Raw genomic sequence first — 25,646 nt, forward strand, 5'->3', positions numbered from 1 at the left:
TCTATTTTGTTACGGTCCGTCAAACGTTTGCGTAGAGGCACCTTCTTAATCACTTAATCTTATTCTGTTAGGTTTGATTAACTTAGGTTTATGAAGTTTTTATCTGTGATATTAATCATGGGCTTGGGTTTAACAAGCGCAGCTCAGGATGTTAGTCTGGCCTTACAAAAAGCAAAATTGCCAGATAGCGAAACTATAAATAAGGAGTGGAATAATACCTCTGAAGGTTTAAATATTAGCTTTGCTAATAGTAACCTCAGGTTTGCAAAAGATATACCTCCAGCCATTTCAATTCAAAATACATGGAATACTGCTGCCTGGAAAGGAGAAAAAGTACATACCCAGCTGTTGCTTTGGACAAAAGCTAAGCATATCAACATCAGTATTCAGGTTTCTGATCTCAAAGATCAACAAGGCAATAGCATAAAAAAAGAAAACATTACTTCAGGTATAATTAAATATGTAATTACCGACGAGTTTAGAGATGGCTGTGGCTACCGTAAAGCTGCAGATTTTGATTCATCATATGTAGCAGACCTGATCGATACCAAACTTAATACGATCAGCATTAATACTAAAAATACACAACCAGTTTGGTTAAGTATAAAAGTTCCTGTTAATGTAAAAGCCGGAAGTTACGCTGGAACAGTCAAAATTAAAGGGGAAAAGGAATACAATTTGCCCATTAAAATCAAAGTACTCGATAAAACTTTACCACCTCCAAGTGAGTGGAAATACGATTTAGATTTATGGCAGCATCCCGCTGCTATTGCCCGGGCGCATAACGTAAAATTATGGAGCGACGAACATTTTGTATTAATGAAACCATATTATACAATGTTGGCCAATGCCGGACAGAAAACAATTACAGCAAGTATTGTAAATGAACCCTGGGGGCATCAAACCTACGATGATTATCCAAGTTTAATCAAATGGATAAAGAAAAAAGATGGCAGTTGGCTTTACGATTATAGCCTATTTGATAGATACATTGCTTTTGTAATGACCACTGGTATAAATCAACGCATTAATTGCTACAGTATGGTGCCGTGGAAAATTGCTTTTACCTATTGGGATGAAACTGCACAAAAAGAGGTTGTTTTTACAGAAGCTATTGGAACACCTGCTTATGATGCATTTTGGAAGAACATGCTTACCGATTTCACCAAACATTTAAAAGCTAAGAACTGGTTCGAGAAGACATATATCGCTATGGATGAGCGCCCGATGAAAGCTATGCAGGCTGTAATTAAACTATTAAAAAGTGTTGATCCGAAATGGAAACTTGCTTTAGCTGGTGAATACCATCAGGAAATCGAAAAAGATATCGATAATTATTGCATTGCTTCAAAATGGGAATTTCCGGCTGATGTGTTGCAAAAACGTAACGAGCAAGGTAAAACCAGCACCTGGTATACTTGCTGTACCGAACCTTACCCAAATGCATTCAGTTTCTCTTCGCCTGCAGAACAGGTATGGATGGGTTGGTATACCGCCAATAAAAATATGGACGGTTATTTGCGTTGGGCATATAACAGCTGGACCAAAAATCCTTTAACCGATACGCGTTTTACAGCTTGGCCCGCTGGCGATACTTATCAGGTTTATCCCGGACCATTAACATCGGTCAGGTTTGAAAAATTGATTGAAGGTGGACAGGATTTTGAGAAAATTAAGCAACTGCAGGCACTTTATACCAAAAATAAGAATACAGCAGCACTTGAGGAATTGAATAAAGCTTTAGAAAATTTCAACTTAAAATCTTTATCAACGGTTACTGCTGATGAAATTTTAAAACGCGTAAAACCGATGCTAAACAAATAATAGATGAAGCCAAATACTTTTTTGTGGGGTTGATGATCTGCCTGGTGCATTGTGAATTTCGGCAAAATATATACAAGTAAAGCAATGGCTATTGCAGGCAATAAAAAAAGCATTAGCTATTGCTGTGTTAGATTTTTTAGAGAAATAACATTTAAAGCGCCATAAAATTTAATTTTATTTCAAACATTATGTTTTAAATTCCGCTTAAGCAGTGGAATTTTTTATTTTTGAGCTATTATGGAAGAACAACAAAACGAGAATCAATTAAATATAGAGTTATCGGAAGAAATCGCTGAAGGAATTTTTTCTAACTTAGCCATCATTACCCACTCTAATACAGAATTTGTATTAGATTTTATCCGTGTAATGCCGGGAATTCCGAAGGCAAAAGTTAAATCAAGAATTATCTTAACTCCAGAACACGCAAAGCGTTTATTAGCAGCATTGGAAGATAATATTCAGAAATTCGAAGCCGTAAACGGGCGTATTAAAACTCAAGAAGAACCACCTTTTCCTATGGGCTTCGGCGGGCCAACCGCTCAAGCGTAAGACTATTCAAAATCTTACAAACAAATGTTTGTTTGCTATGTTAGCATAGTATATATTTGTGTATAACCATTTATATATGAAAAAATTTTTATTGAGCGCATTACTTTCTGCCCCACTTTGGGTTTTGGGGCAGGGTTTCCAGGTTAATTTACAAGGACAGAAACAAATTGGTATGGCAGGTGCAGGTTCTGCATTGGCTTTAGACGAGGCTTCCGTATTTTATAATCCCGGTGCAGTAACTTTCTTAGAGAAAAACTCAGTTTCAGCAGGTGTAAACCCATTATTATTTAAATCCGCTTTTAAACAAACGGGTTCGAATGTTACAGAGGATGTGAAGAACAAAATTGCCCCTCCTTTCGAGTTTTATGCGGTGTGGGGGCCGAAATCAAATAAGTGGAAGTTAGGCTTAGGTGTGTATACGCCTTTTGGCGGTTTAGTAGATTGGGGCGATAATTGGTCTGGTAAGTATGCTTTAACCTCATTAAATTTAAAAGCAATCTATTTTCAACCAACATTAAGTATAAAAATTACCGATCGTATTGGTATAGGTGCAGGTTTTGTTTATAACCATGGCGATGTAAATCTTCAAAGAGCTATTCCTGTAAATTTTCCTGACGGTCGTTCGGGAAAAGCAACCTTAGATGGTACCGGAACAGGTTATGGATGGAATGCGGGTTTATATATCAAAACATTAAGCAATATCTCTTTTGCACTCGTACATAAATCGAAGGTAATTACGAAACTTGATGCTGGTTCAGCAGAATTTGAGGTTCCAAAGTCATTAGAAGGATCTTTTCCAGCAGGAAATACCTTTAACGCTGAATTACCTTTACCAGCTACCACAAGTTTAGGTGTAGGTATTCCATTGTCAAAAAGTACAGTTTTAGCTTTTGATGCAAGTTGGGTACAATGGCATATTTATCAGGATTTGTCTTTTGATTATGCTACCAATACACCTGCGCTGGTTGATACAAAATCAGCGCGCAATTATCGTGATGGTTCTTCGTTTAAATTAGGTATTAACCACCAGGCCTCAGAGAAATTAGCATTAAGAGCAGGTATTGGTTATGCTTTCTCTCCGGTACAGGACGGGTACGTAACACCTGAAGCTCCTGATGCTGACCGATACATTTTAAGTGCAGGTTTAGGTTATACGCCAACCCGCCATTTCGAAGTTAATGCATCGTTCTTTTTTGAAGATGTTAAATCGCGTAAACAAAAGAATATTGAAACGGGCCTAGATGGTACCTTTAAAACTTTGGTTTATGCACCAGGTATTTCGTTAACTTATAAATGGTAGGAGAAATTTAAATGAAAAGATATATATTAAATAGTTTCGTTGCTGCTATCATCCTTTTTGCAGCAGCTTGTAAACCCGAAATAGAAACGTCTGCAGGTACAACTGCCGGACAAGCTAATTTTAGTAAATACATTGCTGTGGGTAACTCCTTAACTTCAGGATATGCCGATGGAGGTTTATATTTGGAAGGACAAAAAGTTGCTTATCCAAACCTAATTGCCGCCAAAATGGCTACGGTCGGTGGTGGGGCATTTACCTCTCCGTTTTTTAGCGAAGAACATTCAAATGGCTCAGGTTATATTTCTTTAACAGCACTGGTTAATGGTACCCCAACTTTAACTCCTGTTGTTGATAAACTGGCTATAAGAGATGCAGCGAAGCATTTAGACAAATTCAATGACGAAATCCAAAACTTGGGTATACCTGGAATGCGTGTTGATCTGGCCTTCGATCCAACGCTTACTTTCAGTGCTGCAAATCCTTATTTCGAGCGTTTGTTGCCAGATGCTCAGGTAGGTAAAACCAATTATTTTCAGTTTATTCAAGGAAGAAATCATACTTTTTTCTCGCTTTGGCTTGGAAATAATGATGTATTGGGTTACGCTTTAAATGGTGCAGTTACCGTATCTACCGATCCTACAACGGCTTTAACAGATAAGGTTACTTTTTCTTCTTTATATGCTAATTTTTTAAATGTTTTAACTGCAGCTGGCCAAAAAGGTATAGTTGGTACTATTCCTGATGTAACTGCAATCCCTTATTTTAATACAGTTACTGTAGCAGCTTTATTAAATGCTGCCAAAGCAATTAATCCTGCAGCGGCAGCTATTTATATTCAAACAGGAACAGGTTCGGTAAGGCCTGCAACTGCTGAAGATTTAATCCGTTTACCGTTTCAATCAGAGGGCATATTTGGCAAGCCAAATGGTTCTGGCATTCCTTATGGTTTACACCCATTAAATCCGATTGAAAATAAATGGGTATTAGATAAGGATGAAGTAATTAAATTAAAAGATTATGTAAATAGCTACAATAGCAGCATTAAATCTTTAGCTACAAGCAAAGGTTTGGCCATTGCAGACACTTATGCTTATTTTAATCAGGTTAAAACTGGTATTAATGTTCAGGGGGTTGGTATCAATGCTTCATTTATTACCGGTGGCGCATTCTCTTTAGATGGTGTTCACTTAACGCCGCGTGGAAATGCAGTAATTGCCAATGTATTTATAGATGCCATTAATGCTAAATACGGTTCTACCGTACCAAACATTGATATTACGCAATATAGAGGCGTTAAATTCCCAAATTAATTCAAAAAGATTTTTATATTTTTAAAAGGTTCTAACGCTGTTGGGACCTTTTTCATTTTAGCCTATCATGGATAAAATTGATTACCCTTTCTTTTTCAATAGGTTCAAACCAATTGATCTCTTCATCTCTTCTAAACCAGGTGAGTTGGCGTTTGGCAAAGCGACGCGTATTTTGTTTGATTGCTGAAACGGCATCTTCAAGAGATAATTTTCCGTCTAGGTAATCGAAAAGTTCACTGTAACCTACCGTGTTTAAAGCATTATATTTTTTAAAGGGTATAAGCGACTTTACTTCTTCTATTAAACCATCAGCAATCATTTTATCAACTCTTTGGTTGATTCGGTCGTAAAGGATAGCACGATCGGTATTGAGACCTATTTTGATAATGTTAAATGGTCTTTTCTTTTTTGTAGCGGAAAGCATTGACGAAAGTTTTTGTCCGGTTGATAAAAATACCTCTAAACCCCTGATCATTCTTTGTGGATTTTGTTGATCTACCTTTGCAAAATATTCAGGATCTAATGCTGCCAGCTGTTTTTGGATACTTGATAATCCTTCTTCTTCAAACTGTTTATTGAGCCTTTCACGTATGGCTAAATCAATATCTGGCATTTCATCCAAGCCATTAATTAACGCATTAACATATAAACCTGAACCTCCAACCATAATGGCCAGATTGTGTTTTTTGAAAATTTGATCGAGGGTATTTAACCCTTCTATTTCAAAATCGCCTGTGCTGAAGAGTTGTGAAACCGAATGTGAATCAATAAAGTGATGTTTTGCTGCTGCTAACTCGCCTGCATCAGGTTTTGCGGTTCCTATGGCCATTTCCTTAAAAAACTGACGGGAATCGGCAGAAATGATTTCTGTATCAAAATGTTGTGCCAGTTCAATACCCAAGGCTGTTTTGCCAATTGCAGTAGGACCAACAATGGATATTAAGGTTTTAGGATGCATGAGCTTTGTATAAAATAAAAGCTGCCAAATTTAAATATTTGGCAGCTTTTTGCATTTATTATTTCGTTGTTAATTAATAGTCGTCTTTGTGGCTATCATCTTCGAAGTTATCACTATCAGAAAATTCGTCGCCGAATTCGTCTTCTTCGCTTTCTTCGTCTTCGTCCCTCTCTTCGGCATTGATCCCCATTTCGCCCATGGCTTCCAATTCGTCGGTATCTTCTGGTACAAAATTCATTTCGTTTAAGAAATCAAATTCACCTGCAACTGCACCAACAGCTGCGCCAGGATCGACAATGGGTGCATTGCTACTTTCAAAAATTTTAGGTGCTTCACCACTGCTTTTAGCTAAAAATGGGTATTCGATATTTGGATCGGCATCTAAAATTATTTTTACCAGCTCTACATGAAAATCATAAGGGCGATCGAAATTGTAGATATAGTAAAACTTTTGATGCGGATCTTCAATAAAACCACTTAGTTTAGAATTCTCCATTAAAACTACACGGTCTTTTTTACGCTCACTTGGTAAATAAGCAATTTCATCACCTTTTAACCAATTATCGGTGCTTACGTAAAAAGAGGAAGATTTTTCGGCATTATAACCCGTAGATCTGTGAATAGCCTTGTGCAGGTCTTCAAATGTTTGGTTTGATTTAATGTCGATCTCTCTTACAACATCATCAAAATCTTCGAAAGTAATTCTAAATTTATAAATAGCCATTATAGTGTTTTGGAACCGTAAAAATAAAGTTAATTTATAATTACCACAAATATCAGGTGGCATAAAAGACAGCCTAATTGTAGTGTTTTAGCAATTAAATTATTTATTAACAGGATTTAATCCCATTTGTTTTGCCTGATTTAGCATAAAATTAAATGCTTCGTGATAGTCGTTTGTAATCTCGCCCTCTAATATGGCTTCACGGATGGCATTTTTGATTATACCAACCTCTTTTCCTGCATCAAGTCCGAAAGTTTCCATGATATCGTTTCCTGAAATAGGGGGCTGCCAGTTTCTAATTTTATCGCGTTCTTCTACATCCTTAAGCTTTTGTTTAACCAGCTCAAAGTTGTTTCGGTATTTTGTTTTTTTGTATTCGTTTTTAGTCGTTACATCGGCGTTGCAAAGCAGCATTAAACTTTCAATTTCTTCACCGGCATCAAAAAGTAACCGCCTTACCGCAGAATCTGTAACGGTTTCCTGCGCCAGAACAATTGGGCGTAAATGAAGCTGTACCAATTTTTGCACATACTTCATCTTTTCGTTTAAAGGCAGTTTTAACTGTGCAAATATTTTTGGAACCATTCTGGCTCCTCTATCTTCATGTCCGTGGAATGTCCAACCGTGGCCTTCTTCAAAACGTTTAGTGGCTGGTTTGGCAATATCATGTAAGATAGCCGCCCAACGCAACCATAAATCATCAGTGTCTGCGCAAATGTTATCTAATACTTCAAGTGTATGGTAAAAATTGTCTTTATGTCCTTTTCCTTTAATAATCTCTACCCCATAAAGCTGTGCCATTTGAGGGAAAATGAGCTGCAATAAGCCCGTATCAAAAAGATGTTTAAAGCCTATAGAAGGTTTTTTTGAGAGGATGATTTTATTCATTTCATCTGTTATCCGCTCTTTTGATACAATGGTAATGCGCTGTTTTTGCGTTTTAATGGCATTTAGGGCAGCCGGATCGATGTTGAAATTAAGCTGCGAAGCAAAGCGGATTGCCCTCATCATGCGCAAAGGATCGTCAGAAAAAGTAACTTCCGGATCGAGGGGGGTACGGATGAGCTTGTTTTCTAAATCTTTAATCCCGTCAAACGGATCTAACAGTTCACCAAAATGATCGGCATTTAAATTGATCGCTAAAGCATTGATGGTGAAATCTCTGCGCAGCTGGTCATCTTCTAAGGTACCGTCTTCAACAATGGGTTTACGGGAATCAGAACGGTAAGATTCTTTTCTGGCGCCTACAAATTCGACTTCTAAATCCTGATATTTAATATTTGCTGTACCAAAATTTTTAAAAACAGCTACTTTGGTGTGCAGTTTTCTACCTACTGCTTCAGCATATTCTATTCCACTGCCCACAACAACAATATCAATATCTTTTGAAGGGCGATTTAAAAATAAATCGCGAACAAAGCCTCCGATTACATATGCTTCGGTATTGTTCTTATCGGCAGTTGTGGATAAGGTTTTAAATATTGGGTTTTGTAGGTGTTGCTGCATAAAAATTGCTTCGTGCTGTCCCGAATGTGCGAGATCAGCATTTATTAGTATTAAGTCTCTGAAAATAAATTGGGTGACGAATTACTTAATGATGCGAAATTAATAAAAACTATTGAGGCTTACTTCCTAATAAACTCAAATTGTCCGCCGGGAGAAAGTTTCATAATGGTTGATGGCTTTCTGTTGGTTCGGTTTTCCTGCTCAAAATCTACCACATAATCAACAGCATCAATAATTTCGGGGGCTATATCGTCAAAGAATTTTGGCGAAGGCTGCCCGCTTAAATTTGCAGAGGTAGAAACTATAGGTTTCCTGAAGCGTTGGATTAATGGTGTGCAAAAATCGTGTTTAACAATTCTGATCCCCACACTTCCGTCGGCATTGATTACATTTTGGGCTAAGTTTTTTGCGCCAGAGAAAATAATCGTTAAAGGATTTTCAGCATATTCAATTAAATCATAAGCCACATCAGGTATTTCGGCAACATAACTTTGCAGTTTGCTGTCTACATCCAATAACACAATGAGGCTTTTTTCGGCAGGACGGTTTTTTATTTTAAGTACTTTATCCACTGCTTCAGGATTTGTGGCATCGCAACCTATTCCCCAAATGGTATCGGTAGGATAGAGGATCACCCCGCCCGATTTTAATACTTCAAAAGCTTTGTTAATCTCGTCTCTTAGCATTTTACAAAGTTAATTTATTAAGAGGAAGTTAAATAATGTTAATGTTTGGTTTTTGACTCTAAGAGTCTATATTTTTATGCAAATGCTAAAATAATATGAAAAAGTTATTCGCCCTCGCAATATTTATCTGTTTATCTCCATTCGTTATTGCTCAAAAAAAGATCATATTTCATTATACAAACAACATCAATATTAGTGGAATAACCAGTAATATAAAATTAGAGCAATATTATTTAAATGGGCGGTCGTTAGAAATAGTTATCCCAAGTAGTACCAGTTTTAAGAATGATACGACCTATGAGGGCCTACGTAGGAGGACAAGGGTTAAGTTGATGGTGAAAGACAATGAGAAAAGGATGCCATTTGTGTTGAAATCGCCAGATATTTCTGGTCTTATATATGCGGAAAACATCTGGTCAAAGGCAACTTATTTAGTGGTGGATACGTTGAACAATTTTAATTGGAAAATCTCTTCAGAAACAAGGAAAATTAATGGCGAAACTTGTATGAGGGCCGAAACCGAGTTTAGAGGGCGTAAATATATTGCCTGGTTTAAAAAAGATAATTTAGTTAAAGCTGGGCCATGGAAATTCGGCGGTTTGCCAGGCATTATATTTGAAGTGAGCGATACTGAAAATATATATCGCTATACTTTAGAAGAAATAGAATATGTAGACCAGTTTCCTATAGAACTAAAAATGCCAAATGCTTTTACCGATCATGAAATGATCAGTCATGGCACGTTTATTTCAAAGTGGAAAGCAAATAAAAAGGATGTAGAAAAAAATAATGACGTAGTTACTTATTCTCTAACGGGATCAAGTAATATCAAACAAACAGTTGCACCTATTAAGGAATTATATTGATTTTGTAAAATACTTAATCACAGATAGATAGCATCAAAACATAATCAAACAGAAATCGTTTTACAGATAACAATCTGATTGTAAAAAATATAAATGATTTTCCTTTTTGATTGTCAAAATCGTTATATTTAATTCAGGTTATTTAAAGAACAACGCACAAAATGAGAACAGCACAAAAATTATTAATGCTTTTTACAGTGGTATTGGCATTAGCAGGATGTACAACACTCCGCACCGCATCAGATTATGATAAAAATGTTGATTTGAGCGGTTACAAAACTTACAATTTTTACGATAAAGGCATAGCAAGGGTTAAGCTTAATAATCTGGATAAACGCAGATTAATAGCCGCGGTTGAATCTGAAATGAATGCCAAAGGATTTACGAAATCAGACCGACCTGATTTATTGGTGAATTTGGTGGTAGTTGCCCGGGAAAAAACCGATGTTTATGGTCCAGGTTACTACGGTGGCTGGGGATGGGGCTGGCGTGGCGGCTGGGGAAACCCTTTCTGGGGCGGCGGCGGAACCTATGTAAACCAATATATTGAAGGTACAATCATTATAGATTTCTTAGATCCTGCTAAAAAGATCTTATTCTGGCACGGACAGGGATCCGGTTTTAACCTCGATAGCTTTAACAAAAGAGAAGAACGTTTATACACCGGCGTAAAAGAAATATTGGCGCAATATCCACCAACTGTTACTGCTGCTAAATAAAGCTGTAACCGTTACGTTAAAATATCTAAATAGCAATTCATTAATTGCTGAGTAGCTATAGGGCTGTTGAATTTTTAAACAAATTCCAGCCCTGTTTTTATTAACACAAGTTCGATTAAATATTGGGTTGTAATGATTGCTTTTAATAGCTCCTTTGCCTAATGCGATCGTCATGCTGAATTTATTTCAGCATCTTTTTAGCATGAAAGACCCTGAAATGAATTCAGGGTGACGACACTCATAAAAAATACATTGTAATATATTTTTAAAATATATTATTAATGTAACGATTAAAGAGACAAATAACAATCCATTAATTGCTGCGTAACAATAGGACCGTTGAATTTTTGAACAAATTCCAGTCCTTTTTCCTTCATCTCTTTTTGGAGTTGTGGTCTTTCAAGAATTTGATTAATGGCTTTTGCAAGTCCGTTAGCATCATCAGGTGAAATGTATAAGCTATCTGGTCCGCCAGCTTCTTCCAGGCATGACCCGGTTGCTGCGACTACGGGGATCCCAGAATAGAGGGCTTCGATAATCGGAATGCCAAAACCTTCGTAAAAGGAAGGATAAACAAAAACATTTGCCATTTGGTAAATGCCAGGCAGATCGGCAAAAGGGATATTTTTTAAGAATAGAATTCTGTTTTTAAGGCCGAGCTTTTCTATTTCTTTCTCAACGGTTTTAAAATAAGCGGTTTGTTTACCTATTACCACCAGTTTATACTCCTCATTAACCTCTTTTAAAGCCTGAACAGCCAATATAAGGTTTTTACGCTCTTCAATGGTACCAACGTTTAGGATGTATTTTTCAGGCAGTTTATAAGTTGCCCTAATGCGGCTTAAGGTTTCTTTAGCAAAAGGTGTTTTAAAACTGTCATCACAGCTTTGGTAAATTACCTCAATTTTTTCAGAACTGATCCCATATAAATCAATAATGTCTTCTTTTGTTTTTTCGCTGATGGCGATAATTTTATTGGCCCGTTTACAAGCAGATTTGCTTTTCCACTCGTATAATTTCCGGTCGATAAATTTATAATACTGAGGGAAGCGAAGAAAAATTAAATCATGAATGGTAACGATCGATTTAATCCGGGTATGTTGTATGGCTAATGGAATTTCATGACTGAGCCCATGATAAATCTGGCAACCATCTTGATTTAAATCTTTAAGGATGTTTAAACTTCGCCATAAAAAAGGCCCGTTTTTTGGAAGCTTCAGTTCGATGTTTTCATTTGCGAGAAAAGCATCAATCTGTTTAGCAGATTTTACTTTTGGAGCGTACACCAAATACTGATGCTGAGGAAACTGATGTGCCAAATGCTCAATTAAAGACCGGCTGTAATTACCTAATCCTGTTAAGTTATTGGCAGCACGCTTGCCATCGTATCCGATTTTGAGCGAAAAGCTTAAAGCCGAAAGACTAAAGCTTGATTGCTCAAGTTCTTTACTTTCGGCTTTTTGAGTTTTGCTTTCAGCTTTCACCTTTGTGCTTTCAGCTTAAACCGCTACGTTATTTTCTCTCAACGCATCGTTAAGCGAAGTTTTCTTATCTGTACTTTCTTTACGTTTACCAATAATTAAAGCACAAGGTACCTGGAATTCGCCTGCAGGGAATTTTTTAGTATAGCTTCCTGGTATTACTACCGAACGTGCAGGAACAATTCCTTTATATTCTACTGGTGTAGGACCGGTAACATCAATAATTTTAGTTGATGCAGTTAATACCACATTAGCACCTAAAACAGCTTCTCTTTCTACTTTAACACCTTCTACTACAATTGCTCTAGAGCCTAGAAATGCATCATCTTCGATAATAACCGGAGCAGCTTGTACAGGCTCTAAAACACCACCAATACCCACACCACCACTTAAGTGAACGCGTTTACCAATTTGTGCACAAGAACCAACAGTAGCCCAGGTATCAACCATAGTACCTTCATCAACGTAAGCGCCAATGTTTACGTACGATGGCATCATGATTACACCTTTTGCTAAAAACGCACCATAACGTGCACTTGCCATAGGCACAACACGTACACCAGTTGTTTTATAATCGGTTTTTAAATCCATTTTATCGTGGTAAACAAAAGGACCACTTTTAATTTCTTTCATCTCGCGAATTGGGAAATATAAAATTACTGCTTTCTTTACCCATTCATTAATGCCCCAAGAGTTTAAAACTGGCTCAGCAACACGGATTTCACCCTTATCAAGGCCCATAATAACGGCTTCAATGGCTTCGCAATAGTTACTGTATTTTAAAAGGGTTCTATCCTCCCAAGCGGCTTCAATTAATTTCTTTAAATCTGAATACATGATGTTTTTAAATTTTACGCAAAATAAATCAATTTTTGCTTATTAAATGGTTAATTGTTTAAATTGTTTTGTAGATAGGTTAACTGGTTAATCGTTTGAATTGGTTAACTGGGTCTGCGGGGTGCTTAATCGTTAAATTCTTATGAATTAGGTTAATTGTGGTTAGGCGTATTCTGCAGCTAACCGATTAACCAGTTTCTACAATTAATCAACATAGGAATTAACCTAATTATGTATTTTTGAATTTTATGACAGAGACAGAAAAACTTAGGATAGATAAATATTTGTGGGCGATCAGGTTGTTTAAAACACGGAGCTTGGCCACCGATGCCTGTAAAGCAGGAAGAGTGAAACTCAAAGGACAGAATATTAAACCTTCTGCTATTGTGAAAGTTGGTGAGGTTTATCAGGTATCGAAAGGGATTGAAAAGAAAATTATCGAAGTGGTAGAACTGTCGTACAACAGAACAGATTCGCCAACAGCCTTAACAAAATATAAAGATTTAACGCCTGTTGAAGAAACGCATGCTTTTAAATCGATGTTTCATGCACCAAATTTAAAACGCGATAGAGGTACTGGCCGTCCGACTAAAAAAGACAGACGTGAAACTGACGATTTGATAGGAGGAATGTTCGAAGAGGAGGATTAGTTAGTTTTCAGTTTGCAGTTTACGGTTTTCGGTTTCCTGCGAACTGATCACTGCATACTGCAAACCGAAATACCGCATCCGGTAACTCATCATTGCTGTTTTGCCCAGTTTTTCTATCAATTTATAATTGGCGACTGCACCGACTGCTGCCCCTACAAATGGAAGCATCTGCGCAAGTTTCGCTAAATCAATATAATCGCGGTATTGCTGTTGGAAGGTAAGCCAGTCAAATTCATCAATATTGGTAGGTAATTGATGGGCTTTATCATCCCAATCCTGCATTTTCATAAATATATTCTGGCTTTCTTTTTTACTTGAAAAGGCCAGCTGGAAGATGTGTAAAATATATAAACGTTCGCGGTAATCTTTAACATCGTATCCGTAAACTGCAGCAATATCAAAAAGCATCTTCATCTTTATGCCCAGCAATAGGGGGAAATCCGCTAGGCTCATTAAAAAACCTCCTGCTCCTGTAATTCCGCCTTCTGCCGCACCTGTTTTTTTATAGTTTTCTATCTTTTGCTTAATTAATGCCTCGCGGTGCATCAAGGTTAAATCGGTAATTGGTTTCGATGTGGTAAATGTAGAACCAAAAAGCACAGCCTTAACCATCTGTTTAATCGCAGTAGTTATGGCATTATGAACTTTATCAGGAATATAACTGTTTATTTTCTTCTGCACCTTATTAGTTACCTTATTCAAGAGCGAAGGTTTTTGCAAGGTTTTAAACTTCCAGAAATTTAGTTCACTACTTATTTTTTGTTCGTAGGTCATGCTTAATTACTACAATAATTATTCCTTAAAATTTAACATAAAATAACTTTGAAGAATAAAGAATAAACTATATATTTAGTTACCTAAATATGAACTTAATCCTTTCATTATGAAAACCTTAAAATTGTTATGCTTACTCGTATTTGCTGCTGGAGTAGCAAATGCACAAGGCGTGAAATTTTCTGCTAATACGCCTGCAGCAGGAAGTACAGTTAAATTTACTTACGACCCTAAGGGGACCAATCTCGAAAATTTGGCTGATGTAAAATGTACCAGTTATACTTTTTTTTCAAAATCGAATCCCAAAAGCACTAAAATTGAACTCACTAAAGACGGAACGGTTTATAAGGGAGAAATTTCTACTCCGGATAGCGTTACCATAGTTGGACTTGCTTTTTCGGTAGGTGATAAAAAAGATGAAGCGCCTGCCGGTTATGTTTTAGAATTTACTAAAGCAGGGAGAGTGCCAGCTGAAGCTTATCTTAACGAAGCTTTTTTGTACGGATTGGCAGGAAATTACTATTTGGGTCTTACTATCGATCCAGAAAAGGCCGTTTCACTGTATAAACAAGCTTTTGCTTTAAAACCCGAGCTGAAAAAGAAAAATCTAAACCAATACCTGTCGCTAGAGTACAAAGCAGATAAGGATAAAGGAACGAAACTAATCAATGAGAATATTTCTGCGTTATCGAAACTAAAAGAACCAAAAGAAGAAGATTTAGGTACAGCTTTAAGCCTTTACTCACTATTAAAGAAAAAAACTCAGGCAGATTCTGTTAAAGCCATCATAATTAAAAAATACCCTACAGGAAATTACGCCTGGAATGATGGTATGAATTCACTTTATGGTACAAAAGATTTTGCCACACAAATACAAAAGGCCGAAGAAATGATTGCCGCCTTTAAACTTGATCCAGGTAAAACAGTAGATGCAGGTAGATTGAACTCAATTTATAGTATGTTGGCTAACAGCGCTATAAAAGCTAAAGATCTGGAGAAATTTCAGGATTACGCCAAGAAGGTCACCGATAAAATGACCAGGGCAAGTTTGTATAACAATAGTTTTGCCTGGCCGTCTGCTGAGAAAAAAGAGAATATCGAGCTTGCTGTTCAGCTTTCAAAACAATCGCTCGAACTGATAGAAGCATCAAGAAATGATGAGATGCCAAAATATTACAACACTAAAGAAGAATACCTCAAATATTTAGACGGCGCTTATGGTATGTATGCTGATACTTATGGACTGTTGTTATATCATCAGGGAAAATTTAAAGAGGCTTTAGCTATGCAAGAGAAAGCCATTCCTTTATATGCGACAGTTCCGCCCGATGTATCGTCCCGTTATGTAACTTATTTAATTAAGGATGGCCAGGATGATAAAGCTTATACTGAGGCCGAAAAATTAATTAAAGAGGGTAAAGGCAATGATTCGTTAAAGAACGAATTTAAAGTGCTTTATACTAAACTAAAGAAAGATGGAACTTATGAAACTTACCTGGCCAATTTAGAAAAAGCAGCCTTAGAAAAAGAGCGCGCAGAATGGATAAAAAAAATGATTAATATTCCAGCCCCTGCGTTTTCATTAACAAATCTTAAAGGCGAAACCGTAAGTCTAGCCAGTTTGAAGGGAAAGATTGTAATTTTAGATTATTGGGCAACCTGGTGTGGACCTTGCGTGTCTTCTTTCCCAGGCATGCAAAAAGCCTTAAACAAATATGCCAGTAATCCAAATGTGGTATTCCTGTTTGTAAATACCTGGCAAACAGAAGAGAATAGAGAAAAATTGGTAACTGATTTTATTACTGCAAAAAAATACAATTTTAATGTGCTGTACGATACCAAAAACGTAAAAGACCCTTCCGAATTTGATGTGGTAAGCGCCTATAAAGTTGATGGAATCCCAACCAAATTTGTGATTGATGGGGATGGTAATATCAGGTTTAAAGCAGTAGGTTTTTCTGGCTCTGATGATGGTGTGGTGAAAGAAATAGACTCGATGATCGGCTTGCTGGCAGGAAAAGAATCGAGCAAATAAACAATGATTTCCAAACAGGAAAGGTGCTGATTATCGGCACCTTTCCTGTTTTAGTATTCTATCCTCATTGGTGAGGTTTCCCATAGCTTAAAAGCTGCCAGGGCTTCATCGCGCATCAGTTGGATAACCGGCAGGCTTCTGTTTTCCATCGGCTTGTCTAGCTCTTCGTAGATAAATTTATCACTAAAGCCAATGTGTTCGGCATCAGCCTTGGTATTTGCATAATAAATCGTATCAATTCTTGCCCAATAAATGGCGCCTAAACACATGGGGCAAGGTTCACAACTGGTATAAATTACACAGCCACTTAAATCGAAAGTGTTTAATTCTGTACAGGCCAGCCTGATTGCCGAAACCTCTGCATGCGCAGTTGGATCGTTGGTAGAGGTTACCTTATTTGCCGATTTAGCAATCAACCTCCCATCTTTTACCACTACAGCTCCAAAAGGCCCACCAATGCTTTCGCTTACATTTTGTACGGATAACTCGATTGCCATCCGCATATATTCCTGATGTTGATTGTCCATATTAATTTGATCTTTTATAAAAAACAGCACAAAAAAAATGCCCCGATTTTATACGAGGCATTTATATTTTAATGGCTATTCGCTTATTTTTTGCTGTATTCTGCGTTTAAGCCTTTAATTACTTCTGAAGTAACATCTAAACTTTCGTCGGCAAATAAAATAGCGCTGTTACCTTTTGAGTAAGTTAAAACCATTTTATAACCTTTTTCTTTAGCGTAACCTTTTAAGTAATCAGCCACTTTATCATAAAGTTTTTCATTCTCAGCAGCTTGCTCATTCTGTAAAGCACCACCAGCATTTTGTTGGTAAGTTTGTAGTTCTTGTTGTTTACGTGCTAAACGCTCTTCAGTGCTTTTACGTTGATCGGCAGATAAAGTTTGTGCCGATTGCTGGTATTGTGCAACTTCTCTTTGAAAAGCCTGACCTTTAGCTTGCATGTCTGCCTGAGCATTTTTGGTCTTACCTTCAAATTTCACTTTTAGGTCTTTGAAGTATTCATATTTTGTAAGTAACGAGTCGGAGTTTACATACACAATTTTCTCAGCTTGAGAAACCGCTGCAGTAGTACCCTCTGTTTTTTTAGTTTCAGTAGTTTTAGTGTCTTTGTTCTGGCATGCAGAGAAAGCAGTTATCAAAGTTGCTGTTGCAAGTAAACCAAAGGTTTTAAAGGTTCTTCTTTCCATTCTTGTTTAATAAATTTTAGCAAACTTATATAAATTAGTTTTTATATCCAATTTAAAGAAAAGTCTGTCGCAACACAAGAGAGATTTTGAGTTTGGCGTAGTGCGTAAAGCGTTTAATTTACTAAACGCTAAGCGCCTACCACTAACCGCGCAATATGATAAGTGGTGATTTGAAAAGCAAGGTCAGTATTTCAAATCGTTGTTCGTCCCGCTGTCCGCTTTATTTCATGCCCGCTGCCATCGGGTTTAGGTGGCACGGCTAGTAACGCCATTTGGGGTTGCAGGGTGGCAATAGCAAATTTCAAATACGAAACGTTCCTACGGAACGAAAAAACGTTTCATTTTTTTTCTACCCATGAGGCGTTCCTCTGGAACGGGTTGCGATTTAGAAATCTTAATCTTTAGCGTCCCCTTAGGGACGTTTCGTAGGTAGCCAATTGAATAATTGGCGTTTTCGTTCCGTCGGAACGTTTGGCGGGCTGGTGCGATAATCCTACAATATTTGCAGGTTGTGGCCACCTAAACCCTATTGAAATGGAATGCTCCCGCTTCTTCTGCGGGTCTTATAATGGAAAGCAGGAAGAGGCATGGATTGGAATGCTGGTTTTGCTTTCCAAAACCTGATTTAAACCTGTTTTAATCGCTTTAACTGTAATCTCTTAACAGCTCAAAATTTATCCACATATTAGTTTAAATGCCAAAATTTCCGTATTTTTGATACTTATTGTTTTTAATTAAAATATGAGCGAAGAACAGGATTTAAAGTCAAATTATTCGGCAGATAATATACAGGTTTTAGAAGGTTTAGAAGCGGTGCGTAAGCGCCCTTCAATGTATATAGGTGATACTGGTGTAAAAGGTTTACACCATTTGGTTTACGAGGTTGTAGATAACTCAATTGATGAGGCTTTGGCCGGTCATGCTGATACAATCGACGTTAGAATTTTAGAGGGTAACTCCATCAGGGTTGAAGATAACGGTCGTGGTATTCCAACCGGGATCAATACAAAAGAAAATAAATCAGCGCTTGAAATCGTAATGACGGTTTTACACGCAGGTGGTAAATTTGATAAAGATACCTACAAAGTATCTGGAGGTTTACACGGTGTGGGGGTAAGTTGCGTTAACGCTTTATCTACACATCTAAAAGCCGAAGTTCACCGCGAAGGTAAAATATGGATGCAGGAATATAATATCGGTAAACCTTTATACGATGTTAAAGAAGTTGGTGAAACCGATAAACGCGGTACCATTGTAACTTTTAGTCCAGATGCTACCATTTTCACACAAACTACTGAATATAAATACGATACTTTAGCTGGTCGTTTACGTGAGTTGGCTTTCCTGAATAAAGGAATTAGATTAACCCTAACTGATGAGCGTGAGAAATTGGATGATGGTACTTTTTTATCAGAAGTTTTTGAATCAGAAGGTGGCTTAAAAGAGTTTGTTACATTTTTAGATGGAACACGTGCATCTTTTTTACCAGAACCGATTTATATCGATGGTATTAAAAATGGCGTTCCGGTTGAGCTGGCTTTTCAGTACAACGATAGCTACTCAGAAAATGTGCACTCGTATGTAAACAACATCAATACACATGAAGGAGGTACACACATTGCAGGTTTCCGTAGAGGTTTAACACGTACGCTGAAAAGTTACGCCGATAAATCTGGCCTATTGAAAAACCTGAAAATGGAAATCACCGGTGATGACTTTAGAGAAGGTTTAACAGCTGTGGTTTCGGTTAAGGTACAAGAACCTCAATTTGAAGGCCAAACCAAAACCAAATTGGGTAATACCGAGGTAATGGGTGCGGTTGATATTGCTGTTGGTGAAGCTTTAGGTGCTTATTTGGAAGAAAATCCGAAAGAGGCTAAAATGATCGTTAACAAAGTGATCTTAGCTGCTACGGCCCGTGCTGCAGCACGTAAGGCGCGTGAGATGGTTCAACGTAAGAGTGTAATGGGTGGTTCTGGTTTGCCTGGGAAATTGGCCGATTGCTCAGACAGTGATCCTGAAAAATGTGAAATTTATTTGGTAGAGGGTGACTCGGCGGGTGGTACCGCTAAACAAGGTCGTGATCGAAATATTCAGGCTATTTTACCACTAAAAGGTAAAATCTTGAACGTAGAAAAAGCGATGGAGCACAAAATCTATGAGAATGATGAGATCAAAAACATGTTTACCGCTATCGGTGTGAGTATTGGTACGCCAGAAGATGATAAAGCATTAAACCTAACTAAATTACGTTACCACAAAATCGTAATTATGACGGATGCGGATATTGATGGTTCTCACATTACCACTTTGATTTTAACATTCTTCTACCGTTATATGAGGGCATTAATCGAAGCAGGTTATGTTTACATTGCATCGCCACCGCTTTACCAGGTTAAAAAAGGTAAAGATTTCGAATATTGCTGGAATGATGTACAACGCGATGCAGCTGTACAACGTATTAAAGGTAATGGTAAAGAAGACAGCGTACACATTCAACGTTACAAAGGTTTGGGTGAGATGAACGCAGAACAACTTTGGGATACTACTTTAAACCCAGCTACACGTACTTTATTACAGGCTACTATTGAAAGTGCTGCAGAATGCGATCACACTTTCTCTATGTTAATGGGCGATGAAGTTGCTCCACGTAGAGAGTTTATTGAGCGTAATGCAAAATATGCGAAAATTGATGCTTAATTGAGCTGAACGCTCAAAGAAAAAGCTGATATCAAAATAAATGAACCCTTTTCAAGATTAAACTTGGAGAGGGTTTTTTGTTGGATCGTGGTGTAAGATGTTACCACCTTACACTATATTGAATTTTTCTAGTTTGGATAAATTTAATTGTCATAAGTCAGATGGAAACATCTGACTTCGCCCGAAAATAGGCTATTAATTTATTGCTATATTATGAATGTGTCGCGTTTTATTTTGTAAATTTATTTACACACAAATAAAATCAAAATGAAAAAAGCAGGAATTATTTTACTGCTATTATCGGGCTCGATAATAGTTAGTGCGCAATCACAGCGTAAAAGTCAAAAGACGCGTCCAGCGACTCAATTGTTGAAATTGAAGGTTATCCCTAAGCTAAAATCTTCAATGGATTATAAGACCTCAATAGCAATGCATCCCTATGTTACACATTCAGCTTTTAGTAGCCCCGGACATATTTCTACCATTGTTAATGCCAATGGAACTCATTCAACTGTGGTAAATAACGGGAATATGGCAACAATAGTTAATCCGGATGGCACGCACTCAACGGTGATCAAAAACGGCAACACATCTACTATTGTTAATCCAAACGGTTCACATTCTACTGTGATCAATAATGGGAGTACATCTGTTATTGTAAATCCTAACGCAACACATTCTACTGTAATTAATAATGGAAGCACATCAATAATTGTTAATCCAGATGGAACACACACTGTAGTCGTAAATTAATTTAGCAATATAAAAACAAAGCCATTCTGTTTACGAATGGCTTTGTATTACTATAAACCTTTCAAAATGACTGTGCTATCCAGTACAAGTACATTTTGATTAACTAACCATCTCAATGGATGAGATTATTTTATGGCAATGATTATTACAGAATGTAATATGACCCTACAGGTGCCAGTTCGGTTTGAGGTTTGTCCTCGTATATTTTATTGTCATCCAGCATTTGGCACAAATCTCTTTCGATAGTTCGGCAAATTGTTGTTGTCGGGGTATCTGTAGGTTTATTTTCAAAAGGATCCTGAAGATGCACCGCCATTTTTTCTACTAATAGGAAGAAGGCAGCTATGGCAACCACTAATGGAACTTCCATGTAACCAAAGTATTCAATTAAGCCAAAAGGCAGTAACACGATGAATAGATGGATAGACATGTTAATATATTTGCTATAAGTAACCGGAAAAACGGTGTTTTTTATTCTTTCCGATCCGCCCATGTGGTTGCATAAAGCTGTAATGGTTTTATCGATTTCTATTTGCTGATATTTATTGATCCAGCCTTCTTGCAATGCCTTTTTTAAGTCCATGGCGTGTAACTCCAATATTGTTGTAGTTACATTTTTACGTTTTTTAATAAAAGCGATTTCCTCTGCACACAGGTATTCTTCCAAACCTTTGCGTGGGTTAAAACCTCTTAGCGATTGACTTAAGGCATAACACCAGGCAATCTGCCTTTTTATAAAACGTTCTTTAAATGCCTCAACCTCATCTAAACCATAAGGATTTTCTACAAAAGATAATATCTGGCGCGACAGGGTTCTAGAATCGTTAACAATAGCACCCCAAAGAATTCTGGCTTCCCACCATCTATCGTAAGCCTGGTTAGACCGGAACGCCAATAGAAGTGAAATGATTGTTCCCAGCAGCGCTGGTACAGCTACAGGAATGGAAATGCGTGTAACATGAAAGTTTTCATACAATACCACAATACCTATAGAGTAGCCAATAACAAACAGGAGTTCTTTTTTGATCTTTCCGAATATATAAGTGAGCGGAATATTATTTCGTAACAGCATAGTATAAAGTTTAAAATGTGATAATTAAGCGTTTGCTTCTTGCAACTGTGTTTCGTATATTTTTGTGTCAATTAAATTTTCACTGGCATGAACAGTTAATGTATTTAATTGAATTACTTCGCAGCCTGCACGTTCTGTTAATATTTTAGGGTCGATGCTATACTTGTTGATCGGCGTAAAATTGTATTCTTTCAAGTAGGCAATGCGCTCTACATCAAAAGCTTCGATAAAGTTTTTGAAAGCGGCTACTGTACTTCCGTAAAAATATTCGATTCCAATGGCATTGATCTGACTAGGGTATTTTGCCTTGGCCTGATTTATCTGCTGATAAAATTCGTCGCTAACATTTTCGTAATCGCGGCTGCGGCGACTCAACATTAACATATCGGTTATAGAATCCGATAATTTAAAGGCATGTACAAAAATGATGTTTAAGGTTTCATTTTTTTGATGTTGAATAAGTGCATCAATAATTTTAATGCTTTCTAATTTAAAGTCGGTTGGTACTAATACTGTTTTCATTGCTATATCTTGTTTAAATGAATTGAAAAATTATTTATACAAGTTTAGCGTGATGTTATTATAGCGAAATAAGAGTAAGATTAGAATGAGATTAGAGTGTACTCCCTTTTGGAGTGGCTGTAAGTTTGGTTAACTGTATAAACTGGTTAATCGGTTAATTGTACCATTAGACTAGTAACAGTTAACCAGTTTTAACGATTTAAACAATTAACCATTAAAACGAACTAACTTTTCGTCGGCAATAAAACCTTAATCTCAGTACCAACCCCTTCCTGCGATTTAATAGCAATACTACCTCGGTGTAAACGGATAATATTCAATGAAAGCGGTAAGCCAACGCCATATCCCTTAAAATCATTGGTATTAGATGCACGATAAAAGGGTTCGAATATATGCTGTATATCTGTTTGCGGTATTCCGATTCCCCTATCTGTTACAGCAATTGAGAGCATATTAGCATTGCTTTCGATACTAATGCTTACCAGATTCTCATTTGAGTATTTACAGGCATTGTTTACAATATTGCTGATGGCAAGCTTAATCAGGTTTTTGTTTACCCGCAGGGTTAGTAATTCTTCATCATCAGGGAGTTTGGTAAAGTCGATTTCTATTTTACTGTTGGGATGTACCTGGTTAACTGATTCTTTAATTTCCCATAACAATTCGTCCATCCGTACCTCTTCCCAGGGTTGGTTTTTTCCATTAAATCCAGATTGTGCCAGACCCAGTAAACTGGTTAAGATATGCTCTAATCTTTCTGCCTCGTCTTTAATTTTAGATAAAGCTTTGTGTTGTTTAGGGTTATCTTCAACGGTTTTCATCGCTAGTTCAACCTCGCCACTAATAATAGTTAAAGGTGTTCTTAATTCATGCGAAGCATTGCTGATAAAGTTATTTTGTGTTTCGAAAGCCGTTTCTAAACGGTTAAGCATATTGTTAAAGGTTTGGGCCAACTGCGACATTTCATCGTTGCCTTCTTTTACATCCAGTCTTAAGTGCAAATTTTCTGCTTTTATCTTTTTTACGCTCTTAATTATATTTCTTAAGGGCATTAACATGTAATTAGAAAATTTCCAGCCAACTACAAAAGATAAAACAACAGAAAGAAAAAAGCCAATAATCAGGATTCTTTGCAGGTCTTTTAGCTCCCGAAAGCCGAAAGGATCATTTGCAGAAACAATCACTATATATCCTTTATGTGGATTTTTAAAGATTTTTCCAGCGTAAAAGTGATTCTCAACACGATAGCGTGCTACATATCCGGCATTTATGCGGTTATAAAAACTAGCTGGTAGCTCTCGGTCCAATTTATTGGTTGGTTTTCCAGCTTCAATGATATACTCTTTTTCTGAAGGCAGGCGCTCAAGGTATTGGTTACGCATTTTAGCGTAAACCTTATTGTTTTCGTCTTCGTACAATTTAATCTGGGCAGCAATATTAACCCTGGCCTCTAAACGTTTATAAAAATCTTCAAAGGCGAAGTCGTTAGAAAAATACCAAACAAAACCACTTAATAAGGAGATAATAATTGCCGATAAAATGGCGAAAAGTAAAGTGATTTTCTTGGCTATCTCCATTTATTTTTCTTTTAATATGTAACCCAAGCCTACCACAGTGTGAATGAGTTTCTGATCGGAATTTTTATCTATTTTTTTGCGAAGATAATTAACATAAACATCAACCACATTGGTGCCAAGGTTAAAGTCGATGTCCCAAACGTTTTCTAAAATGTCTATCCGCGATAAAATTTTTGATTTGTTTTTGGCCATATACTCGATCAGGCGATATTCTGTTGCCGTAAGTATAATTTCCTGTTGGTTTCGTTTTACCGTTTTTGCACTTAAATTAATCTGGAGGTCTGCTATGGTAATAATCTGATCTTGCGAAACCACACCATGATATCGCCTCAATAGCATTCTGATCCTGGCAAAAAGTTCAGCAAATTTAAATGGCTTTATTAAATAATCATCTGCACCATTATCCAGTCCGTTTACTACATTTTCTGTAGTACCCAAAGCCGTAAGCATAATAATGGGCGTATTTGGTTTTTGTTCTTTAATGATTTTACAGAGTTCCAAACCATTTACTCCAGGTAGCATAATATCGAGAATAATCAGATCAAACTGATTTTCTATAGCCATCTGTTTCCCGATTAAACCATCAGGAGCTATACTCACGGTAAATCCCTCATCGGTTAAACCTCTCGAAATTACAGATACAACGCTCGGTTCATCTTCTACAAGTAATAAATTCATTTTGCTGGCAAGTAATCTAAAAAATAGGGAATTACAAAATATTAATGACCGGTTAGCTGATTTTTAATGCTTTTTTAACGCAGAGCCGACACAATTGTTTGAATTATCGGAAATTGAATCATAAAAAAGCCTCTCAAATGAGAGGCCAGTTATGTTTTAACCACAGGGCGAATGGAGGAAAGCCACAGAGTCCGCGAAGGTTTTTCTTGCGCTTTAGGCTTTGGACTTCTATCTTTAAAAGATTTGCTTCGCATAGCTGTCGGGTTCTTCACTGCGCCCAGAATGATAACATTCCGTGCTTTCTGTGTCTCCATGGCAAATCCTTCGACTCCGCTCAGGATGACACAACGCTTTAATTTCCTTTCTCCGATTTTTCCTTTAAAGACTTTAATCCGTCTTCGAAATCTTTGCCAATCATATTGTCCATAAACAAACAAAACCATTTATTTATTATTCCTTTGCTTTCACCACTCATGGTCCAGGTTACTTTATTTCCATTAGTTTCTTTTTCAATATCGAAACGGGTATCGGCAACACTTTCCATAGGTTTGATGAATTTCAATTCCATATCAACCATTTTATTGATTTCAACCGTATTGATTTTCATTTGTCCATTACCACTTTTTTCTCCATTCCATTGGTACAGGTGGCCAGGTTGAGCGATATTTCCTGTAATGGTTACTTTAGCTTGTGGGTCCATTTTAGACCACGCGTTCCATTTATAAAATTCATTATAATCGGCAATGTTTTTATAGATTACACTATCTGGAGCATTAATTGTTATTGTCCGATTAACAGAGTAGCTTTTTGGTAAAAAAAAACTACCTCCAATAATGATTATTGCCAATACGACGATAATGCCAAGTAAGATTTTGAGGAATTTCATAATTTGATTTAGTTTGGTTAACTAAATTT

24 protein-coding genes are annotated in these 25,646 nt (G+C 37.0%); 10 read left to right on the forward strand and 14 right to left on the reverse strand.

The features are described from left to right. Positions 1 to 90 precede the first annotated feature (90 nt). The 4 genes from AC1DNH_RS14915 to AC1DNH_RS14930 all read left to right on the forward strand — a co-directional run bounded on the left by AC1DNH_RS14915 (position 91) and on the right by AC1DNH_RS14930 (position 4,983). On the forward strand, positions 91 to 1,824 hold the full coding sequence (locus tag AC1DNH_RS14915; protein ID WP_477582262.1) for a DUF4091 domain-containing protein: 1,734 nt from the start codon (positions 91 to 93) through the stop codon (positions 1,822 to 1,824). Between the two features lie 237 nt (positions 1,825 to 2,061). Beyond that, positions 2,062 to 2,373, forward strand: coding sequence for a DUF3467 domain-containing protein (locus AC1DNH_RS14920; protein ID WP_055914859.1), 312 nt, complete (start codon positions 2,062 to 2,064; stop codon positions 2,371 to 2,373). Between the two features lie 76 nt (positions 2,374 to 2,449). Next, entirely contained in the window at positions 2,450 to 3,673 is a 1,224-nt protein-coding gene (locus AC1DNH_RS14925) for an OmpP1/FadL family transporter (RefSeq protein WP_477582264.1), read from the forward strand. Between the two features lie 11 nt (positions 3,674 to 3,684). Next, positions 3,685 to 4,983 (forward strand): G-D-S-L family lipolytic protein, encoded by a 1,299-nt coding sequence (locus tag AC1DNH_RS14930; protein ID WP_477611020.1) that lies wholly within the window; start codon positions 3,685 to 3,687, stop codon positions 4,981 to 4,983. Between the two features lie 52 nt (positions 4,984 to 5,035). Here the strand turns inward: AC1DNH_RS14930 and miaA are convergent, their stop codons facing one another. The 4 genes from miaA to AC1DNH_RS14950 all read right to left on the reverse strand — a co-directional run bounded on the left by miaA (position 5,036) and on the right by AC1DNH_RS14950 (position 8,857). Beyond that, positions 5,036 to 5,941 carry a tRNA (adenosine(37)-N6)-dimethylallyltransferase MiaA gene (miaA, locus tag AC1DNH_RS14935; protein WP_477611022.1) on the reverse strand — a complete coding sequence of 302 codons (906 nt, stop codon included), beginning with the start codon at positions 5,939 to 5,941 and terminating at the stop codon, positions 5,036 to 5,038. A gap of 73 nt (positions 5,942 to 6,014) precedes the next feature. Continuing rightward, the gene (locus AC1DNH_RS14940; RefSeq protein ID WP_477625476.1) at positions 6,015 to 6,665 is read right to left on the reverse strand and encodes an IS1096 element passenger TnpR family protein; all 651 of its coding nucleotides are present in this window, start codon (positions 6,663 to 6,665) and stop codon (positions 6,015 to 6,017) included. 99 nt (positions 6,666 to 6,764) lie between these two features. Beyond that, on the reverse strand, positions 6,765 to 8,171 hold the full coding sequence (locus AC1DNH_RS14945) for a CCA tRNA nucleotidyltransferase (RefSeq protein ID WP_477625477.1): 1,407 nt from the start codon (positions 8,169 to 8,171) through the stop codon (positions 6,765 to 6,767). A gap of 119 nt (positions 8,172 to 8,290) precedes the next feature. Further along, the gene (locus tag AC1DNH_RS14950; RefSeq protein ID WP_477583457.1) at positions 8,291 to 8,857 is read right to left on the reverse strand and encodes an L-threonylcarbamoyladenylate synthase; all 567 of its coding nucleotides are present in this window, start codon (positions 8,855 to 8,857) and stop codon (positions 8,291 to 8,293) included. Positions 8,858 to 8,952: 95 nt separating this feature from the next. Here AC1DNH_RS14950 and AC1DNH_RS14955 point away from each other — a divergent pair, with 95 nt between their 5' ends. After that, complete coding sequence (locus AC1DNH_RS14955) at positions 8,953 to 9,723, forward strand: GLPGLI family protein (protein ID WP_477583455.1); 771 nt, start codon at positions 8,953 to 8,955, stop codon at positions 9,721 to 9,723. Positions 9,724 to 9,884: 161 nt separating this feature from the next. After that, positions 9,885 to 10,442, forward strand: coding sequence for a DUF4136 domain-containing protein (locus AC1DNH_RS14960; protein ID WP_215129341.1), 558 nt, complete (start codon positions 9,885 to 9,887; stop codon positions 10,440 to 10,442). Between the two features lie 290 nt (positions 10,443 to 10,732). Here AC1DNH_RS14960 and AC1DNH_RS14965 read toward each other — a convergent pair whose 3' ends face one another. Both AC1DNH_RS14965 and AC1DNH_RS14970 read right to left on the reverse strand, forming a co-directional pair. Beyond that, positions 10,733 to 11,926 carry a glycosyltransferase family 4 protein gene (locus AC1DNH_RS14965; RefSeq protein ID WP_477583453.1) on the reverse strand — a complete coding sequence of 398 codons (1,194 nt, stop codon included), beginning with the start codon at positions 11,924 to 11,926 and terminating at the stop codon, positions 10,733 to 10,735. 15 nt (positions 11,927 to 11,941) lie between these two features. Next, on the reverse strand, positions 11,942 to 12,760 hold the full coding sequence (locus AC1DNH_RS14970; protein ID WP_184469604.1) for a 2,3,4,5-tetrahydropyridine-2,6-dicarboxylate N-succinyltransferase: 819 nt from the start codon (positions 12,758 to 12,760) through the stop codon (positions 11,942 to 11,944). A 248-nt stretch (positions 12,761 to 13,008) separates the two neighbouring features. Between AC1DNH_RS14970 and AC1DNH_RS14975 the strand changes: the two genes are divergently transcribed. Beyond that, on the forward strand, positions 13,009 to 13,410 hold the full coding sequence (locus AC1DNH_RS14975) for an RNA-binding S4 domain-containing protein (RefSeq protein ID WP_029279693.1): 402 nt from the start codon (positions 13,009 to 13,011) through the stop codon (positions 13,408 to 13,410). Here AC1DNH_RS14975 and AC1DNH_RS14980 read toward each other — a convergent pair whose 3' ends face one another. Continuing rightward, positions 13,411 to 14,184, reverse strand: a complete 774-nt coding sequence (locus AC1DNH_RS14980) for an EcsC family protein (RefSeq protein WP_477585029.1) — start codon at positions 14,182 to 14,184, stop codon at positions 13,411 to 13,413. It abuts the gene before it with no gap. Between the two features lie 109 nt (positions 14,185 to 14,293). Here AC1DNH_RS14980 and AC1DNH_RS14985 point away from each other — a divergent pair, with 109 nt between their 5' ends. Next, on the forward strand, positions 14,294 to 16,219 hold the full coding sequence (locus AC1DNH_RS14985; protein WP_477625478.1) for a TlpA family protein disulfide reductase: 1,926 nt from the start codon (positions 14,294 to 14,296) through the stop codon (positions 16,217 to 16,219). 50 nt (positions 16,220 to 16,269) lie between these two features. Here AC1DNH_RS14985 and AC1DNH_RS14990 read toward each other — a convergent pair whose 3' ends face one another. Then, positions 16,270 to 16,746: a nucleoside deaminase gene (locus AC1DNH_RS14990; RefSeq protein ID WP_215129351.1), complete on the reverse strand. Its 477-nt coding sequence runs from the start codon at positions 16,744 to 16,746 to the stop codon at positions 16,270 to 16,272. Positions 16,747 to 16,829: 83 nt separating this feature from the next. After that, complete coding sequence (locus tag AC1DNH_RS14995; protein ID WP_477585032.1) at positions 16,830 to 17,429, reverse strand: OmpH/Skp family outer membrane protein; 600 nt, start codon at positions 17,427 to 17,429, stop codon at positions 16,830 to 16,832. Between the two features lie 741 nt (positions 17,430 to 18,170). Between AC1DNH_RS14995 and gyrB the strand changes: the two genes are divergently transcribed. Continuing rightward, positions 18,171 to 20,129 (forward strand): DNA topoisomerase (ATP-hydrolyzing) subunit B, encoded by a 1,959-nt coding sequence (gyrB, locus tag AC1DNH_RS15000; protein WP_029279682.1) that lies wholly within the window; start codon positions 18,171 to 18,173, stop codon positions 20,127 to 20,129. A 405-nt stretch (positions 20,130 to 20,534) separates the two neighbouring features. Next, entirely contained in the window at positions 20,535 to 20,882 is a 348-nt protein-coding gene (locus AC1DNH_RS15005) for a hypothetical protein (protein WP_477610735.1), read from the forward strand. A 145-nt stretch (positions 20,883 to 21,027) separates the two neighbouring features. Here AC1DNH_RS15005 and AC1DNH_RS15010 read toward each other — a convergent pair whose 3' ends face one another. The 5 genes from AC1DNH_RS15010 to AC1DNH_RS15030 form a co-directional block, all read right to left on the reverse strand. Beyond that, positions 21,028 to 21,954: a bestrophin family protein gene (locus tag AC1DNH_RS15010; protein WP_057932456.1), complete on the reverse strand. Its 927-nt coding sequence runs from the start codon at positions 21,952 to 21,954 to the stop codon at positions 21,028 to 21,030. A gap of 24 nt (positions 21,955 to 21,978) precedes the next feature. After that, positions 21,979 to 22,476: a hypothetical protein gene (locus AC1DNH_RS15015; RefSeq protein WP_477579341.1), complete on the reverse strand. Its 498-nt coding sequence runs from the start codon at positions 22,474 to 22,476 to the stop codon at positions 21,979 to 21,981. Positions 22,477 to 22,700: 224 nt separating this feature from the next. Then, positions 22,701 to 24,053, reverse strand: a complete 1,353-nt coding sequence (locus AC1DNH_RS15020) for an ATP-binding protein (protein ID WP_477579343.1) — start codon at positions 24,051 to 24,053, stop codon at positions 22,701 to 22,703. Further along, entirely contained in the window at positions 24,054 to 24,731 is a 678-nt protein-coding gene (locus tag AC1DNH_RS15025) for a response regulator transcription factor (RefSeq protein WP_477579345.1), read from the reverse strand. It lies immediately after the preceding gene. Positions 24,732 to 25,083: 352 nt separating this feature from the next. Continuing rightward, entirely contained in the window at positions 25,084 to 25,617 is a 534-nt protein-coding gene (locus AC1DNH_RS15030) for an SRPBCC family protein (protein WP_477611531.1), read from the reverse strand. Positions 25,618 to 25,646 lie beyond the last annotated feature (29 nt).

Source organism: Pedobacter sp. 01N310, from assembly GCF_056399805.1.